At 35.4% G+C, this 16,502-nt stretch carries 34 protein-coding genes; all 34 read left to right on the top strand.

Going from position 1 to position 16,502, the window contains the following annotated elements; genetic code table 11:
• Window positions 1-5: 5 nt before the first annotated feature.
• Window positions 6-341: a hypothetical protein gene (locus D0T60_RS01780; protein WP_163216435.1), complete on the top strand. Its 336-nt coding sequence runs from the start codon at window positions 6-8 to the stop codon at window positions 339-341.
• 35 nt (window positions 342-376) lie between these two features.
• Window positions 377-682: a DUF4120 family protein gene (locus D0T60_RS01785; RefSeq protein WP_163216436.1), complete on the top strand. Its 306-nt coding sequence runs from the start codon at window positions 377-379 to the stop codon at window positions 680-682.
• A 95-nt stretch (window positions 683-777) separates the two neighbouring features.
• Complete coding sequence (locus tag D0T60_RS01790) at window positions 778-1,011, top strand: hypothetical protein (protein WP_163216437.1); 234 nt, start codon at window positions 778-780, stop codon at window positions 1,009-1,011.
• Between the two features lie 14 nt (window positions 1,012-1,025).
• A complete protein-coding gene (locus D0T60_RS01795) occupies window positions 1,026-1,532 on the top strand; it encodes a hypothetical protein (protein ID WP_163216438.1) in 507 nt (168 codons plus the stop codon).
• A 12-nt stretch (window positions 1,533-1,544) separates the two neighbouring features.
• The gene (locus D0T60_RS01800; protein WP_163216439.1) at window positions 1,545-1,892 is read left to right on the top strand and encodes a hypothetical protein; all 348 of its coding nucleotides are present in this window, start codon (window positions 1,545-1,547) and stop codon (window positions 1,890-1,892) included.
• A 10-nt stretch (window positions 1,893-1,902) separates the two neighbouring features.
• Window positions 1,903-2,595, top strand: a complete 693-nt coding sequence (locus D0T60_RS01805; protein WP_163216440.1) for a hypothetical protein — start codon at window positions 1,903-1,905, stop codon at window positions 2,593-2,595.
• Window position 2,596: 1 nt separating this feature from the next.
• Entirely contained in the window at window positions 2,597-2,896 is a 300-nt protein-coding gene (locus D0T60_RS01810; protein ID WP_163216441.1) for a hypothetical protein, read from the top strand.
• A 163-nt stretch (window positions 2,897-3,059) separates the two neighbouring features.
• Entirely contained in the window at window positions 3,060-3,749 is a 690-nt protein-coding gene (locus tag D0T60_RS01815; protein WP_163216442.1) for a hypothetical protein, read from the top strand.
• Window positions 3,750-3,780: 31 nt separating this feature from the next.
• A complete protein-coding gene (locus tag D0T60_RS01820) occupies window positions 3,781-3,954 on the top strand; it encodes a hypothetical protein (protein WP_163216443.1) in 174 nt (57 codons plus the stop codon).
• 12 nt (window positions 3,955-3,966) lie between these two features.
• A complete protein-coding gene (locus tag D0T60_RS01825; protein ID WP_163216444.1) occupies window positions 3,967-4,251 on the top strand; it encodes a hypothetical protein in 285 nt (94 codons plus the stop codon).
• A 27-nt stretch (window positions 4,252-4,278) separates the two neighbouring features.
• Window positions 4,279-6,336: a DNA cytosine methyltransferase gene (locus D0T60_RS01830; protein ID WP_370524362.1), complete on the top strand. Its 2,058-nt coding sequence runs from the start codon at window positions 4,279-4,281 to the stop codon at window positions 6,334-6,336.
• Window positions 6,337-6,428: 92 nt separating this feature from the next.
• Window positions 6,429-6,986: a hypothetical protein gene (locus tag D0T60_RS01835; RefSeq protein WP_163216446.1), complete on the top strand. Its 558-nt coding sequence runs from the start codon at window positions 6,429-6,431 to the stop codon at window positions 6,984-6,986.
• A gap of 23 nt (window positions 6,987-7,009) precedes the next feature.
• Complete coding sequence (locus D0T60_RS01840; protein ID WP_163216447.1) at window positions 7,010-7,474, top strand: hypothetical protein; 465 nt, start codon at window positions 7,010-7,012, stop codon at window positions 7,472-7,474.
• 4 nt (window positions 7,475-7,478) lie between these two features.
• Window positions 7,479-8,036, top strand: a complete 558-nt coding sequence (locus D0T60_RS01845) for a hypothetical protein (RefSeq protein ID WP_163216448.1) — start codon at window positions 7,479-7,481, stop codon at window positions 8,034-8,036.
• A 3-nt stretch (window positions 8,037-8,039) separates the two neighbouring features.
• On the top strand, window positions 8,040-8,333 hold the full coding sequence (locus tag D0T60_RS01850) for a hypothetical protein (protein ID WP_163216449.1): 294 nt from the start codon (window positions 8,040-8,042) through the stop codon (window positions 8,331-8,333).
• 41 nt (window positions 8,334-8,374) lie between these two features.
• Window positions 8,375-8,728, top strand: coding sequence for a hypothetical protein (locus D0T60_RS01855; RefSeq protein ID WP_163216450.1), 354 nt, complete (start codon window positions 8,375-8,377; stop codon window positions 8,726-8,728).
• Window positions 8,729-8,734: 6 nt separating this feature from the next.
• Window positions 8,735-8,920, top strand: a complete 186-nt coding sequence (locus D0T60_RS01860; RefSeq protein WP_163216451.1) for a hypothetical protein — start codon at window positions 8,735-8,737, stop codon at window positions 8,918-8,920.
• A gap of 17 nt (window positions 8,921-8,937) precedes the next feature.
• Window positions 8,938-9,201: a hypothetical protein gene (locus D0T60_RS01865; RefSeq protein ID WP_163216452.1), complete on the top strand. Its 264-nt coding sequence runs from the start codon at window positions 8,938-8,940 to the stop codon at window positions 9,199-9,201.
• Window positions 9,185-9,505, top strand: coding sequence for a helix-turn-helix domain-containing protein (locus tag D0T60_RS01870; RefSeq protein ID WP_163216453.1), 321 nt, complete (start codon window positions 9,185-9,187; stop codon window positions 9,503-9,505). Before D0T60_RS01865 ends, D0T60_RS01870 begins: the two co-directional genes overlap by 17 nt.
• Before the next feature lie 20 nt (window positions 9,506-9,525).
• Window positions 9,526-9,750, top strand: a complete 225-nt coding sequence (locus D0T60_RS01875; protein WP_163216454.1) for a hypothetical protein — start codon at window positions 9,526-9,528, stop codon at window positions 9,748-9,750.
• A gap of 18 nt (window positions 9,751-9,768) precedes the next feature.
• Complete coding sequence (locus tag D0T60_RS18730) at window positions 9,769-10,305, top strand: hypothetical protein (RefSeq protein WP_239059475.1); 537 nt, start codon at window positions 9,769-9,771, stop codon at window positions 10,303-10,305.
• A 13-nt stretch (window positions 10,306-10,318) separates the two neighbouring features.
• Window positions 10,319-11,302, top strand: a complete 984-nt coding sequence (locus D0T60_RS01885) for a phosphoadenosine phosphosulfate reductase family protein (protein WP_163216455.1) — start codon at window positions 10,319-10,321, stop codon at window positions 11,300-11,302.
• A gap of 20 nt (window positions 11,303-11,322) precedes the next feature.
• Complete coding sequence (locus D0T60_RS01890; protein WP_163216456.1) at window positions 11,323-11,805, top strand: hypothetical protein; 483 nt, start codon at window positions 11,323-11,325, stop codon at window positions 11,803-11,805.
• Window positions 11,806-11,851: 46 nt separating this feature from the next.
• Window positions 11,852-12,193, top strand: coding sequence for a DUF2829 domain-containing protein (locus tag D0T60_RS01895; protein ID WP_203558267.1), 342 nt, complete (start codon window positions 11,852-11,854; stop codon window positions 12,191-12,193).
• 55 nt (window positions 12,194-12,248) lie between these two features.
• Window positions 12,249-12,680 (top strand): hypothetical protein, encoded by a 432-nt coding sequence (locus tag D0T60_RS01900; RefSeq protein ID WP_163216457.1) that lies wholly within the window; start codon window positions 12,249-12,251, stop codon window positions 12,678-12,680.
• On the top strand, window positions 12,673-12,930 hold the full coding sequence (locus tag D0T60_RS01905; protein ID WP_163216458.1) for a hypothetical protein: 258 nt from the start codon (window positions 12,673-12,675) through the stop codon (window positions 12,928-12,930). Before D0T60_RS01900 ends, D0T60_RS01905 begins: the two co-directional genes overlap by 8 nt.
• The gene (locus D0T60_RS01910) at window positions 12,927-13,115 is read left to right on the top strand and encodes a hypothetical protein (RefSeq protein WP_163216459.1); all 189 of its coding nucleotides are present in this window, start codon (window positions 12,927-12,929) and stop codon (window positions 13,113-13,115) included. The genes D0T60_RS01905 and D0T60_RS01910 overlap by 4 nt, the downstream gene beginning before the upstream one ends.
• Window positions 13,099-13,434 (top strand): hypothetical protein, encoded by a 336-nt coding sequence (locus D0T60_RS01915; protein WP_163216460.1) that lies wholly within the window; start codon window positions 13,099-13,101, stop codon window positions 13,432-13,434. Before D0T60_RS01910 ends, D0T60_RS01915 begins: the two co-directional genes overlap by 17 nt.
• A gap of 2 nt (window positions 13,435-13,436) precedes the next feature.
• Window positions 13,437-13,673: a hypothetical protein gene (locus D0T60_RS01920; protein ID WP_163216461.1), complete on the top strand. Its 237-nt coding sequence runs from the start codon at window positions 13,437-13,439 to the stop codon at window positions 13,671-13,673.
• Window positions 13,674-13,737: 64 nt separating this feature from the next.
• Entirely contained in the window at window positions 13,738-14,163 is a 426-nt protein-coding gene (locus D0T60_RS01925; protein ID WP_163216462.1) for a helix-turn-helix transcriptional regulator, read from the top strand.
• Between the two features lie 84 nt (window positions 14,164-14,247).
• Entirely contained in the window at window positions 14,248-14,673 is a 426-nt protein-coding gene (locus D0T60_RS01930) for a helix-turn-helix transcriptional regulator (RefSeq protein ID WP_163216463.1), read from the top strand.
• Window positions 14,666-15,529 carry a hypothetical protein gene (locus D0T60_RS01935; RefSeq protein ID WP_163216464.1) on the top strand — a complete coding sequence of 288 codons (864 nt, stop codon included), beginning with the start codon at window positions 14,666-14,668 and terminating at the stop codon, window positions 15,527-15,529. Before D0T60_RS01930 ends, D0T60_RS01935 begins: the two co-directional genes overlap by 8 nt.
• A 19-nt stretch (window positions 15,530-15,548) precedes the next feature.
• The gene (locus D0T60_RS01940; RefSeq protein WP_163216465.1) at window positions 15,549-16,121 is read left to right on the top strand and encodes a hypothetical protein; all 573 of its coding nucleotides are present in this window, start codon (window positions 15,549-15,551) and stop codon (window positions 16,119-16,121) included.
• Between the two features lie 6 nt (window positions 16,122-16,127).
• Window positions 16,128-16,493 (top strand): hypothetical protein, encoded by a 366-nt coding sequence (locus tag D0T60_RS01945; RefSeq protein WP_163216466.1) that lies wholly within the window; start codon window positions 16,128-16,130, stop codon window positions 16,491-16,493.
• Window positions 16,494-16,502 lie beyond the last annotated feature (9 nt).

Consider the following 16,502-nt stretch of genomic DNA (forward strand, 5'->3'; position numbering starts at 1 on the left):
TTCCTATGGCTTACAAATGGCGACCTTCAAAAACGCAAAAACGAGATTTTGCGCAAAAAATGAAAAACGATCCAGATTACAGAGAAGCGTATTATTCCCGGAAAGATCAACGGGCAAAGAATAGACGAAGTACGAGCAAATATGAATATGAAAGCGCTGGAGGATATTACATTCCGACAAAAGCACAACATGATTTTTGTGCTGAAAACATGCACCTATTTGTCAGTGAAGTTGAAAAATTAGCTGCAAACACGGTGATGCATGGGTACTCCTGTAATGAAAAAATCCACCATGACGATATTCATATCGTAAATGAAAAAATAAGATCAAATAGCAAGTAGAATTAGAACATTATAAAAATCAAAACATATATATTATGAAAATTACAAATAAAGAAAAGTTTCTGGAAGCACGTGAATTTGCTGCAAGCATCCACGACAACACATTGCAAGATTGTTTAGATCGCCTTAGTCGGTGGGAATATAACGATCCGGATCACCCAAAAACAATCTATATCGGAGGTGATTTCGCAGAACATTCTCTTTCATTTAGAGAAGTGTACGAAGATGGAAGAACTGGAGTATGCGGTGGAATAATCTTTCATTCAGCCTCTGCCGACCAAAATAATTATAGCGTGTCTTTAAGCGGAAGAAATGATGCACGTTGGGAGATTCATACCTAAAACAACAATATTAAAATTCGTTAAAGAGGCGCAAGTGTACAACTTAGGACACCATGCGCCTCTATTCATAAACAAAGCAGTAAAAAAAAGAATTTATGGAAGCAGTAATCTCAAAAAATAAGCAAGGAGCTTGCTTACTTGTCAATTCTGTAGTCGTTGGAACATCCATCGATTTACAATTCCCTACTGAAACGGAATCACAGGCGGCCTACAAAAAACTTAAAGATTTAGAGGTTGCTTGCTATCATGCTGGGTGCAATGCACCTAATGGACCATACATATCTATTTATCCTTCCGAAAACAAGAATTTGAAATTAGCAATCAGATAAAACAAATAAAAGACATGAAAATAACAGTATTAGATTTTTCAAATAATAGCGTAGATATTGTTTCTACTACCCAAGAATTTATTGATGCGTTCGCTCTTTCATATTATGAATCGGAGGAAACTGAACGAGAGGATTTCGATTTGACAGATGATTTTAAGATTGAGCTATTTCTATCTGATCATTGTCAATATTGCCTGGATAATTGTCAATGGATGGTTGACAGTGAAGGCATAGTGAAATACAATTTCGATTTGACAGAGCAAAGCTTTGGTTCAAACCCCAACAATGAAACTACGAATACAACAAGATATAGACTGCCAATCCACTGGGTTAACCCACTGATAAACGGAGATTTTACCGGTTGCAATGACGAGGAAGAGGGAGAGATCAAATCTTTTCTGGAAGGCGTTGATGGGGACCCGGTAGATGTAGATTGGGATACTGAGGGTTTCTATTCCACCAATGATGCAAACAGGATTGGTGGAACGTGTGTAGATATAATTTTTCGGACTGATCAATAAAAACATACATCAATGAAACGAAACAAAAAGAGCAAGTATACTTTTGAAACACATTTTTATGCCCCAGAGTTAAATAAGATTTTGTTAAATGGCACAAATGTAAATAGATATTTCCCTGAATCGATTCGTAGAGAGTTGACAAAGGACTATGTAGAAAACTTACGCAAAATCCGTCAACATATAACATTCAAACCATATCTCCATTTTATCACAATTGCTTATATCGGAGACAAAAGCGGGTTTGTGAAAGAAATCCAGGGAGGCTTTAATTCATGGAAAGAAGCTATGCCAGTTTTCAATAAAATGAAAGAATGGTTCAAGACAGAGACGCCTACACGTAAAGTAAAATTCATGTATTAAAACATCCATTATGAGAACAATCGAGCAAATAAAACAGCAAATTCTGGAGGCCAAAAACACAGAACCATCAAATTCAAAACATTCTCCCTTATGGTACCCAAATCCTTGGGAATTTCAATGGATGTGGAAAGTTCCGGTATGGAATGACTCTAAACCTGGTGGAAATGACATTGAGCTAATTTCAGAGATGAAATCTGTGAATTATGACTTCAATGATTTCAATGATACAATTGAAAGTCTGTTGAAATTATACATGTTTGAATGTGGTTATCGCGATGAAATTGAAAATAGAATTGATACTCAGTGTGACGCATTCAGTGAGTTTTTATATAGTCCGGATGAAGATTGGTGGATTCCTATGCAAAAATCCGAATTAGAGGATTTAATTAAAGAACAACTCGTTCGCCTCATACTTAGATGGAGCTGTTCTGACGATGAAGTAAAACAAATCTATCAGCAATTAGTGAAAGTTTTAACCTCTGATTCTGATTGTATTAGAGAATATGAAAAATATAATTCCCAAAAAACTTTGGAAGAAGTTGCTGAAAATGTGGCTGCTTACATGACTGGAGATGGGTGTATTGAAAGATATTTCCTTGATGGTCCAAATATGGGTGTCTCGTGGATGACAGTTGGGAACAATCGTACCATTGACATGGATGAGACTTGGGAAGTGTTTTGCAACGAATTAAAAAGTGAATAGCATGAGTGAAAATGAACATTTAAAATACAAATTTAGCTTATTGCTGGATGAAAGGATGGGATTAGGGAGGATATATCTTCCCAGTGATTATGACGAGGTGTTTTATTTATTCGACACGATAGAGTGTTTAGATGAAATCAGTCCTTTTGAGATATACACTCAAGAAAATCCTTGTGTGTTCGATATTCCATATTGCGGATGTGAACATGACTGTTGTGGACACCTGTGTGGAAAATCTGCGTATATCACTGAGATTTTCGGAAACAAATTTATAGCTGTAAGAGAAAGTTTAAATTATTAAAGTTATGCTGATTCCCAACCCCTATTTTATGCCTTCATTTCAGTTAGATGATTCGTCTCAACCGAGATTGAAGAAGGTGCGCCCAACAGATTATAAAAAGGCTCATAAAAAAGCGAATTAAGAGAAGAAAAAAGAATAAAAATCCTAAAACACATAGATAGTTATGCAAGAACAAATTATAAAAGCTCCGTATTTTTCCGGATTTTATGGATATGAGTTATTCAGCGAGCTGGGTGATTTAACCAGTTTTGCTGACAATAATTCGGAACTATATTGTGAATTGTGCGATAAAAACCTTGAGCGCGATTTTTACGAAAAGATTTGCGATATAGTTGATTGGCAAAAGACGAAGGAAAATATTTCCAAACAGCTTGTAGATAACATTTACTTCAATACTTTCAGCGAATGGGTTGAAATGATTGATTTTGATAATTTGTGGAGCCCAAAGTATTATAATTATCGTACTGATGAAATTTATATGAAGATTGCTTTCACAGATGAGCAGTTGGAAGAAATAGAATTATTCTGCTTTGGTGAAAAAAAGAAATCTTTTGAAAAGCATTTAAAAGATAATTACACAAGTGTCAGTGGTTTTATCAGTTTCATACCAAACAACCTTCAGGAATTCAAATCTGAGTATCGTGAATACAAACACGAAAAAGATGAAAAATATGAAACATATCTCGGAATTCTTTTTGAATTTATATTCAATCAACAAAATCATTCCGATGATTGTGTTTCTCCATACGATTCTGAAAGTATATGGGAAGCTCTTGCATGGCTGAGAGATTTTGATGAAGAAGAAATTGCAAAACAATTAATCGAAGAATACGAACATGAACCAAAAATTTGAAAGAGAAGTAAAAATAAAATTCTGGTACAACATGACTGATGAGCTTGAAAAATTAAGCTTTGAAGAAATAGAGTACCTGGAACAACAAGCTATGTCTCGGATAGTCGAGATGATAAAAGATGGCTATACATCTGGAGAACTTTGCGAAAGCATTGACGAAAACGAGTTTTATGGATGGTGGGAGTATAAAATGACAACAATTTAATAAAACAACAATATGGCAGAATTTGATTTTTTCTTAGACCGGAAAATGACTGGTTGGCGCAGAGATAGCTTTACTATTGAAGCTGAAACAAAAGAGGAAGCTTTGAAAATCGTCAGAGAAGCTTTTCAAACTGGAGAGGGTGAAAACCTTGTGAATAGCAATTGCTTTGACTCTTCTCATTTGGATGAAACAGAAGAGTATTTCACTATTGAGCAAAACAACGGGTTATCTACCGAAGCTGTGTTTTTTGATGAAACTGGTGAGGAAGTGTACCAAAATGGGAAATCTATAATTTAAGATTAAGTTATGAACAAGAAGATTAAATTGATTGTAATTGACTCATTCTGTGGTGCCGGTGGAGTTACTGAAGGATTCCACCGGGCTAAAATAAACGGCGATTATTGTGTAGAAGTAATCATTGGAATTAACCATGATGCAAAAGCAATTCTTAGCCATAAAGCAAATCACCCAAATACGCATCATTTTGTTGAAGATTTCCGTACAATAGACCCACACGATCTTCTTTCTATCTTAAACGAAGCTAAGAAGAAATATCCGGAAGCAAAAGTTATGTTCTGGATGAGTGCTGAGTGTACTCATCACAGTAAAGCAAAAGGCGGGGAAAGTCGCGATGCAGATAGTCGTAGCTTACCTGAATATGCTTACAAGTACATCGAAATCCTCCAGCCTGATATTATCGGAGTGGAAAATGTAGTTGAGTTCCTTGATTGGGGGCCATTGCAACCGAAAGTTGTCAAAGATAAAAAAGGTAATGAGCTGTATTGCCCTATCGATATTAAGAAAGACAAGAAGACAAAGAAGGTTATTTCTATTGGGCCTAAATGGGTGCCGATACCTGAACGGAAGAAAGAGTACTATAATGCCTGGGTAGAGCAAATCAAGTCTTATGGCTACCACTATGATTACGATAAACTAAATGCTGCTGATTATGGCGCATACACTTCTCGAACCCGCTATTTCGGTTTCTTCAGCAAAGAGAAAGACTTTATTGTCTTCCCAGAGAAAACCCACTCTAAAGATGGAAAGGACGGTAAAGAGAAATGGAAAGCAGTAAAAGATGTTCTGGACTTTTCTGATGAAGGTATAAGTATCTTCGATCGTGATGTAGAGTTGGTGGAAAACACTAAAGATCGCATTATGTCTGGACTAATAAAGCATGTAGCCGGTGGAAAAGATGAATGGTTACTCAAATACAATTCTGTCAATGGAGATACTGGAAGGCACAATCCTCCAGGTGTTGACGAACCATGTCCGGTTGTGAGTTGTCAAAATCGTCTTGGGGTAATTAAAGCTCAACGGTTTATTTCCAAATACTATGGAGGTGAGCCAGCCCATAAAAATATCAGTGTAGACGAACCAGCGCATACCATTAGAACTAAAGATTGCCAAGCTATTATATCATACAAAACAGGAAGGAAACACTTTATATCAAAGCAATTCAGCGGACATCCTGAAAGCAAGAATATATCAACAGATGGGCCTGTGGGAGCTGTGACTACCATAGATCACCATGCACTTGTTGGTTGCGATTTCATCCAAACATATTATGGAAATGGAGGCACAAGCTCTGTAGAATCACCATCACCAGTAATTCCAACTAAAGACAGATGTGCTGTGGTTATGCCACGCTTCTTGTGCTCTTATAATTTTAAGGATGGCCCAAAAGATATAAATGCACCATGTCCAACACTGTTGACAAAAGACAGGGTTGCAATTGTTCTGCCAAAACAGATTGTTGGCAAATGTCATTTTATAGACCAACAGTTTGGACAAAGCAAACCGGCATCGATACTTAGACCTGTTGGTACAATTACAGCAAACCCTAAATATGCGATTTGTAGCTGTGATTGGCTTTTAGACACTAATTACAAGAATGTAGGAAGAGGACTCGATCAACCCTCTCCAGTTATTACCGCGAACAGAAAACATCATTACCTGGTCAACCCTCAGTTCAGTTCTGCTGGAAATAATATTGAAGTTCCTTGCTTTACATTGATTGCCAGAATGGATAAGCGACCACCAAGTATGGTCACTATTCGAACTGATCAGGATGAATTGCCCTCATTCATAAAAATAATTGGAAACACAATCGTATATGAAATTTATGAAAATGATTCTCCTAAAACGAAGGAGATCAAGGAATTCATGGCATTATATGGATTGACTGATATAAAAATGCGAATGCTAATGGTAGATGAGTTGTTGCGGATTATGGGATTCGGCGATGATTATATACTTCTGGGATCACAAACTGACAAGAAAAAATTCATCGGTAACGCGGTAGAATGTACTCAAAGCCAGGTAATAGCGGAAGCTATCTCAATGGCAATATTTAAACACTTATTATCAATTGCTGCATAATAAAAACCCAGAGACAATTTAAAGGATAGCCTCTGGGTCATGTTATGTTATGTGCGGGATAATCAAGTCCTCGCCGCACACGGGGCAAAGATATGAAAGAAAATACATTTGAAGAACAATTAAATGAGATTTTGAATTTATGGTTTGAGAATTTGTCTGAAGAGGAACAATATATAGTATTAAAAAACTTAGATACTTCTGAAGATGGATTTGATAATTTAGATGTAGACACAAAATACAAGGTGTTTGACTTTGAATATATTTCTTTAGAAAGCAGAGTTGACTTTCTTGACTCTGTGTTTAGAACAGCGGCAGGGAATTATGCAAATGACTTTTCTTTTGCTGGCCGCTTTATTTCTGATATGGTTGCTCATGCTATAGAGTACGAATACCCGCTATCTTTCTTTAAAGATTTGACTCACGGATGCCAAAGTGGGATGATTGGAATTTTAGTTTATAATTCAGACTGCAAAAGAATTTACATCAATAATCTTGATGACATGGAAGAGTTTAAGTTAAACCTTGAAGATGAATTAGGTGAACCAATCACAAATAAAAATCATTTACCACATTACACTTTTATGTGCTGGTTGTGTTATGAGGAGCTTGGGTTTTCCATCGCAAGAACATTGTTTCCTAATGAATTTTAATAAAAACACATAACAATATAAATATGTACGGAAGAGAACTTGAAGGTACTTATGGTAGTTGCAAAACACCATGTACTATATTTGAATACGAAGGGTGGTATTGTGTTGAAGGAAGCGTAAACGTAAACTTATCTTCATCCCCAGAAGATTTATTTGATGGTGTTGATGTTGAAGAGGTGTGTGATGTTGACTTTTTTACTGCATCATCACCGATAAATAGCTTAGATGAATTAATTGAAGCCGTTGAAGAAGACCCTGAATGTTGTGGTGAAATAAGTTTTGAAAAACTGAAAGAAATGTGGGATGAGTTCGGGGATATACCTATTGATAAAAATGAATGTATTGAGACCGGGTTTTGTATTTGGCCAAAAGGAACTGATCGATATGATATTTGGCATTGGTTTGATGAACGTTGTCCGAACAATCTACATGATGATTTGATGTTTCCAGACGAGAATGATTTTAACAACAATTTAATAATGACTTGAAAACATGAAATATACAGATTTTTACGCTCAAATTGAAGAGATAAAAAGAAAAGAGTGCAATGAGCTTTATAAAGCAGTAGAGGCACATGGAGGCTCTTATGAATGGGAGGATGGCGAAGAGGATTATCCTATTATCGCTATTTACTCCACCATTCCAGAACCAATAGATGTCAATGTAGAGAAAGTGTATATTGAAAACGGGGCTTTGAATATTGTAGGTGAAGACAAAGAGCGTGGCGATAAAATTCAGTTCCAGCCAGATGAGGTTTTTGTAGGACATCTTTCATATATTATAGGCTATATTCCAGAAACAGAACAAATTGATGACGTATCTTCAGAAGGATTCAAGACAAGAGTTCTATTTGGAGACGATGCAATCAATGCTTTTTTAAACAATGAACTGGAGGAGTTTGTCAACGAAGATAAAGGATATGGATATTCAGAAAGAACATTTTCTACCCAAGCTGAAAAAGATGCTTACTTATTGGCAATTTATGACCATTCCGATTGGATTGGTAGTCATGTGCTTGATGATAAAGACAAACTTCCAGATAATGTGTAAAATATGAAAGCAAATGGTGTTACGCTGGAGGAACTGGCAGATGCTTTAGGGTATGAGGTACGCATTCAAAACAAGTGCAAATACATACACATACCTTACCCTGGATATTTCCGATATGGAACATATCACAACATTATAGTTCGTCAGCACAAAGACGAATTTAATGTACATGTTCGCGTCAATATTCCGAAAGCGTCAGTACAAGAAATGACTGTTGAACAAAATGGTGTAAAGATTGTCATTGAGCAACAAATTGAAGATGCAGTCAATAAAAGAATCAAAAACTCATTGAAATGAAAACAACAATTATAAACTGGTAAATCGCACATGAAAACGATTTGGTTCGTGAGACAATGGAAATGTGTGAGATTGATGATGTGTTGGCATGGTTTGAAGGCGATCCGGATGAATTAAGGATTGATGGACACACTGTTTTATTTATTGATATTCAAAATCTGGAAAATACAAAACAAACCATAATCTATTTAGATGGAAGCTATGAAGTCAATGAAGACGAAATAATTAAGCGACTCACAGAATTTTATTCTGTAGATGAAAATGGCGCTGACTCTTTCGAACTGCATTACAACAGAATTGAATCCACTAACGAAAATATGCGAAACCTAAAAAACGGAATAGCCTATAGAGGTGGCAAAGGCTATGTTTATTCTCTGTACACATTTATAAATTAAATGGCTATGAAGAAAATTAAAATTGAATTAACACCAGCCCAGTACTCAATATTAAGTACAATTTTACGAAATGTAGATGAGTGTATGGAATGGGATGACGATTTGCATCAATATGCTGATTGTGCGAGATTTCTTTTATCTCTGGACAAAACAGAGTATGCGGTATTTAAAAGACTTATTGAGAAAGTTTAAAACAAAATAAAGAATCAATGATGCACAAATTAATACCCTGGCAGGACAAAGTATACCATGCCGTAGAAATTACATTATTTCCGGAAACAGAAAAAGAAGAGCGTGTAACGGTATCCACAGAAGAATTGCAATCAGAACTACTAAATAAAGAAGGAACTGAGTGTATTTCAAAAGAAGCTGAAGCCATTGATGATGGGATAGTTTATTATGTAACGCCTAATGAAATGAAACTCCCGGAGGAGGAAATCAGAAAAATAGTAGAGGATGCCATATCGGAGTGAGAAAATTCCAATTGCCGGTACACAACATGATGGCAGGCGCAAACTTTCTGAAGAACAAAAACAAGCGATTAAAATCCTTCGCAAAGAAGGGTATAGTTATAGAAAACTGGCCGCAATGTTCAATGTCAGTAAATGGACAATCCAGTCCATAATCAATCCTCCAGAAAGGCCAAAATCAAAAAAACAATCGAAAGAGTATTGGGCCGAAGCCAAGAGGAAATACCGGAAGAAAAAACAAGAGTTGTACAAAAACGGAGATATAAACAATAAAATCAGTAAACGTCGTCCAAAGAAACCTCCTTAAACAAGGGTAAATTAAATATAATGAAACGAAACGAAGATAAAAGACCTAAAGTGCAGATAAAGGATTTCGCAAATTCCATACTTCAGCTGATTGGGTTTAAAAGAGGAAAAGATTTCCAGACATATAGAGACCACCTATTTATTATAAAGCACCCCAAAAGAGGAAAGGTACTGTCAGTATTGAAAGAAGAATACCCGGAGTATAATTTTTACTGGGACACACCAAGAATTTTGAAATGGTTTTAAATTAACAATTAGAAAGTTATGACATTAGATAAAATAATTAAAGAATATCACAGTGGCGATATATGTATGGGAGAGTTATTAGCATCCACCCCAGCCACAGGTTTAAGTATAGAAAAAGCGTTTGAATTATATATTCAATCAATGAATCAAGCAAATGGCGATGAGTTTTTTGCATTGAAAGAAAACAAAATTGAGCAGTTAACAGCTGAAACACAATTTGATAACAGCCCAATAAGAAAATTATTTAAGTCGAGAAGCTACTTAGAAATTGCGTTTGAATACAATGAGGTTCTATATACGGAGAGAATCTATACGGATTCTATTGATCCAGATCATTACGAAGATTTATGGGATTATTGGTTTAGCGCCGGATCGGAAGACGATGAGCCGAATATTGTATTTGAAGTAACCGCCGATAAGAACTCCGAAGGACAATTTATCACAGAGAATATATCTGTCAATGTGTACACGAAAGACAATTGCGATCATCCAATTGAAACCATTGAAGAGATTAGTTACAGAAAATCTTGGTTAGACTTTAAGGGGTACAGATAAGTTAATGTTTTACATGAACGAATTTAACATTTACAGTTACGATAAATACATCGTGTCATTCTCAGGCGGGAAAGACAGTACCGCCTGTTTTCTTTACCTTCTTGACCAAGGTATCCCCAAAGACCGCATAGAACTGTGGCATCAGGACATCGATGGAAGAGAAAGTGTTTTCTTTGACTGGGAAGTTACACCTGATTATTGTAGAAAGTTTGCGGAAGCGTTTGGGGTGCAAATTTACTTTCAATGGAAAGAGGGTGGCTTTAAAAGAGAAATGCTAAGAGAAAATTCCCTAACTGCCCCAATATGTTTTGAGCTTCCAGACAATACAATTCAGAAAGTTGGCGGCACAAGAGGAAATCCAAGCACCCGGTTAAAATTCCCACAATCCTCTCCGGATTTAAAGGTAAGGTGGTGCAGTGCTTATTTGAAAATTGATGTCTGCTCTTCCGCTATAAGAAATCAGGAACGATTTAATAATATACGGACACTGGTGTTGTCTGGAGAAAGAGGCGAAGAATCTCCACAAAGAGCCAAATACAACATTTTAGAACCTGATCGATCCGATCTTAGAAATAGCAAGACCAGGCCGCGATATGTGGATAGACACCGACCAATTCGTGACTGGAAGGAAGAACAAGTTTGGGAAATCATCGAAAGATACCGAGTGAGAGCTCATCCATGCTATTATATGGGTTGGGGAAGGTGTAGTTGCAAGTTCTGTATTTTCGGCAACAAAAATCAATTTGCCAGTGCTGCATTTATTAGTCCTGAACTTACAGAAGAAATCATAGAGTTCGAAAAGGTGTTTGGATGTACAATGAAACGCACAACCGATCTTCGAACATTAATTGATTCTGGCACACCATACCAACACATCACGCAACAACTTAAAGAATTATCCGCAAGCTACGATTACAACCTTCCAGTTATTCTTCCTGATGGTGAAGAATGGATATTGCCATCAGGTGCTTATGGGGAAATGTGTGGGCCATCTTAATAAACAAATAAATTAAAAATATGAAAAAGAAAATAATAATTGTACTTATAAATGTAAATGCAGTAGGCTCTTGTGGAGAAAGCGCAAGAAAAGTTTGTGAAAGAATTGAAGGCGAGTTGATTGACGATTTCGACAACCATGCCGAACTGTCCAGCTTGTCTTTCCATGAAGACGATGTTGACTCAATAGCAAATTTTCCAGAGTATATGATTTACTCTTTAACTGATTTTATGGATGAATTCAATAATGAAGAAATCAATGAATCTAACTGGTTTATAACTTGGGTTTACACTTATGATCAGATTGAGAAAGATGAAACCAACTCACAAATTATGGAGTTGGCTTCAGAGTTAGCGGAAAAAGAACTGGTTGACAAATACCACATACTTCCTGAAGATATGTGTGATGGTGAAAACTACAAAGAAGAATTTCAAGATGAGTTTAATTCACTGTATGACAAACATCACAGCCAATTATCTCAGCTTGCAAAATTTGAATATTAATAAATAACAATGCCTTGGGAGGGCTTTATAAAACCTATTATAAATTATGAGTGAAGTTACGACATTGAATTTTGGACAAGCAATCGAAGCGATGAAACAAGGAAAAGCTGTCGCTCGTTCTGGCTGGAATGGAAAAGGAATGCACATTTCTTTAAACGTAGGCAATATTGACCCAGAGATATATGGGTTTGTTGGCATGGATCACCCCAAATACCCACATGGCTCCAGCATTGATGGGGTAGATATGGGTCTGTTTAATTTAGGTGATGCAGGAACGACTACGAGATTGCCAAACATTGATATGGTAACAGCTTCCGGCTCTATTGTTCGTGGCTGGCTTGCTTCTCAAACCGATATTCTGGCCGAAGACTGGTTGATTATTGAATGATTAAAAATTGCCATACGGTAGAAAGTCTATCGTATGGCTTAAATACAATACAATTATGTACATACCTAAAAGCGTAAACGACCTGATTGAGAATTATTTTCCCAATTATTGCAACAGTAAAGAAATACATCGACTGGATGTTTTAACGAGATATTTGGATGGAGAATTGTCTGAAGGCGACTGTGTTGAGTATTTGATATCTGATGAAGAAAATTATGAAAAAGAATTCAATGAGCTGTCAGAAAAGATTTTTTCTGAATCTTTAAAAGCTTTTGTGGCAAAATCCAAAGAGACAGATGAAGTGCAATATACACTTGGAGAAGCTGTCTTGTGGCTTATAGAGAATGGCTTTGAAATTTCTTCTGGAAATACCGGGCGAATTATCCGTTCTGGAATAGATTCCGATTTTGAAGTTGCTGAATACAATGAGTTGTCTGGAAAGCCATTCAACGATATTGAAAATGCTATGGAGTATGCAAATGAATGAGAACAAAGAAATGTCTTGGAGTGATGTTGAAATACGGATAGGAGGAAGGAAAATATATGGTATCACAAATTCGTCGATTAATATTGCTGGGCGTGGGAAAAGTGGTATTTTGATTGATAATATAGCCCATTCATTTACTGGCACTGTTACACTATCAAAGAAAAACTTGCGCCGTCTTCGAAAAATTTGCATGGCAAAGAAAATGCGTTTGCCAAGAAAACTTAAAAAGAAACTCAAAAAAACAATATGATAGCAAGAATTAGAGAAGCGCATGACTTAGCTTTTAAGTTAGCCGCTATTTTGGAAGAAATTAAAGAATATAGTGTAGATTGCGATGACGAAGAATTCTTTGAAGATGCTTATACTGATGCAGATTCCTTGCAATCAGACCTTTATGATAAATTACAGGAATTAGAAAATGACGAAGAAAAATAGTATCACAGCGGAAGGCTCCACCCCAGCCAATAAAGAGCTGTTCTTGAAAACCTATCTGAACTACGTTGGTTTAAGCTCCTATCTGTTTGGAAAAGGAGATAAAGGAATCTATAATATAAATGAGATGCCTCCAGATAATGAATTTTATCTACCGGCAAAAGAAATCGCTGAATCTCTTGAAATAGACTGGGAGAAAATGTCACATGGGGAAAGTAATCGGATTATGCTTGCCCTTCTGGAAGACACGTATGTTGCAATGTCTCAGGTGGAAAACAATAAAAAAATAATAGTTGAAGTAAAATTAAAAATAACAAAATAATTATGAATAAAGCGAGGAGGCAAGAACTTGTTGATGTTATTTCTCACCTGGACGAAGCAATTGACCGGGTGGAAGAAATAAAAAGTGACGAGCAGGACGCTTTTGATGCGCTGCCAGAAAGTTTTCAAAACTCCGCTCGTGGAGATTCAATGCTGGAGGCTATGGATCAGTTGGATGGACTTATTAGTGACATTGAAACACTAAAAACTAAAATTGATGCAGTTATAAATGGAAAATAATTTATTAAAGCATTTGAACAGTGCAGATAATTATATATTTTTGTCTTTAAATAATTAAAAAGATATGTTAAGACAAGAATTTTGTGATAAATGCAAGCAGCTACGAGAAGAGGTAACGAAGGTTTCTTTGAATGAAGTATGGAGACGGTCTGGTTTTCAGCCAATGCAGACAAAGCGTTTAGAGCGAGGTGTGAACAACTTCAACATGAATAATGCGATTTCGTATTTGTCAGCTATAGAAGTTCAAATGAAATTAAAGGATTCTAAAAAAAATACTGTAGTATTGATAAAAGAATACAAAAGTATTGTGAATTGGTTGGTAAAATACCGCAAATTAGAATTTACTCAACGTTCGTTAGCCGAGAATATAGAATGCTCCCATATAACAATAGCAAATATTGAGTCGGAGAAAAGTATTGTAAGCATAGATATTTTTCTACGTTTGGTATATGCACTTAGGTTTGAAGTGGAGCTATCACCAAACATTTGATAAACAATAACAAAAGGAAACTGCTCTTATTTGTGTATATCAAATAATGATATTATTTTTGGCGTTTAATTAATAAAAATAAAAATGACAAGAAAGGTATTTTGTGAAAAATTAGCAGAAAGTAGAAAGTCTTCTGGAGTAAAAATGAAAGATATTTGTTTCGCTATGAATGTTATGCCAACTGTAATATATAGATTAGAAGCTGGGGAAAATAATTTTTCTATAGACAATGCACTTTTATATCTAAAAGCTATTGGGTATGGCCTATATCTAAAAGAAGATAACACAAATTTGTTTTTTTTCGATTGCCGCGAAAATTTTTCCGAATACTTTAAAAAGTTAAGAGGAACAGCAAAACTATCTCAGCGAGATTTCGCTTCAGTTGCTGGAGTCTCTTATGCTGTAATCACAGGAATTGAAAGCGGTAAAAAAAACACCGCAATAGACAGTTTGCTTTTATGCTTACAGCAACTTAACTGTCAAATAATTATAAAAAAAAGAAATGAATAATAGTTTTTTTATTCGAGCCACAATGACATGCGTCCCTTTAAAAGCAGACAATGGTTCTTTTGAAATAAAATCAGATGATGAAATTTTGTTGTCGGTTAGCCCATCTATTGAAAGACTGTTTCTGTTTTGGATATATGCAGAATCCGCTGAGAATAAAGTTGCAGAATGGTTACGCAATTGTTGGGATAAAAACATTACGCCAATGAAGATCGACCAGATCATCAATTTATTCAAAAGCTCCCATCCGGTTCAAAAGCTATCTTCTTTCCCATTAAAAGACACACCTCTTTATGCAACCGAGGAAAATGGTATTCAATTACCACTTCCTTACGAGTGTTGTTTTATTTCTCAGAAGGACGAAAAAGAGCTGATGGATTTAATAGTAACTCATAAAAATGAAGCTCTTGAACATATTATATTATGGTTTGTTGATTTTAGAAAAAAATATAATTTGAACTATCCAAAGATGGTTGGGTTGAATATAGATTATGAATTAGCAATCTCTTTTATAAACCAACATGGATTTTCTATTGAGATACTAAATCAGGAAGAAATAACGCAAGAACAAAAGAAATACAAGTTAGACACAACTGTTGCTACCCTGTTGATGCTATTGCCAATGTTTTTACTTTTCCGCTGGGCATGGATAAATGATTTTCTTTTATTTAAAAAATCTATCCCATTGGCTATCATTTGTGGTATGTTTGTTGGAGGGATTGTTATATTATCGTTTAACAATATGTTTTTGAGAACAAAAAGAATAAATATTTTCAGTGTTTTTAGAAGTCTTTTTGTTGGAACTGTGGTTTTTATATTTGTATTTTTGCTGTATCTTATAATACAGTTTTTTATATAACGCATTAATTCTTCCAAAAATGAGACACCTGATATTTAAAGTTATCCACATCACTTTCTTTACGTTAGTTCTTTTTGCTTGTAATACAGAAAACAAAAAGGAAAATCATTTAACTTATTTGAAATTGAATGGGACTGTTAGGTCGGTTTCATTAAGGCTGTATGAAGGAGAAGAAGGCGTTGCCGGAAAATTAAAAAAAAAGAAAAGTCAAAACGCAAGCTCAATGTGGTATTTTAACGAGAATGGATTTGCAGAGAAACAGATTAGTTATTGGGGAAATCAATCAGTCTTGCAATTTGACCCTTCATGGATTAGACAATTCACTTACAATGAAAAAGATTCTTTAATTGAAATAAATGATTTTAACCCACGAAAAAATCAGACTACAAAAATATCACATATCAGTTGCTCTGAATATTTAGAAAAATATTTTGTAGAAGATTTTAACGTTCCGGCAGAAGCTTATAAATGGAGCTTTGAAGGGAATATTGTTGTGAGTAACGACGATCATTGCAAAAATTGGACATATAGAGTGATCAAAAACTATATTGGCTACACAATCATAGAAAGAGATATCATGTATTATAATTAAATTTTAATGGCTCATAAAATAAGACTTCGAGAAAAGGATATAAATAAATTATCCAGCATTCTCAACTTTTCAACTGAAACACTTCAAGAACTGGAGGCTAAAAATTTACTTGACGACACCGAAGCTCGAAATTTACTGATCCTAAATGATTGGAGAGCACTAAAGAAAAACAAAAAATACACCACAACACAAATAGTTGAAGCTCTGGTTAATGAATATCAAGTATCCAAAACCAAAGTCGAAACTGTTATCTATGCTAAGAAAAAATCTCAATACTGGTGTAAAAAATGCCAGAAGCGAATACCTAAAAGTGAATACAACAAAAATGATGGTGTTTGCAATAGGTGTGTTGCATTATCCATTAAATTATAAAGCGAATAC

The sequence above is a fragment of the Bacteroides sp. 224 genome, assembly GCF_010500995.1.
Taxonomy (GTDB): Bacteria; Bacteroidota; Bacteroidia; order Bacteroidales; family Bacteroidaceae; genus Bacteroides.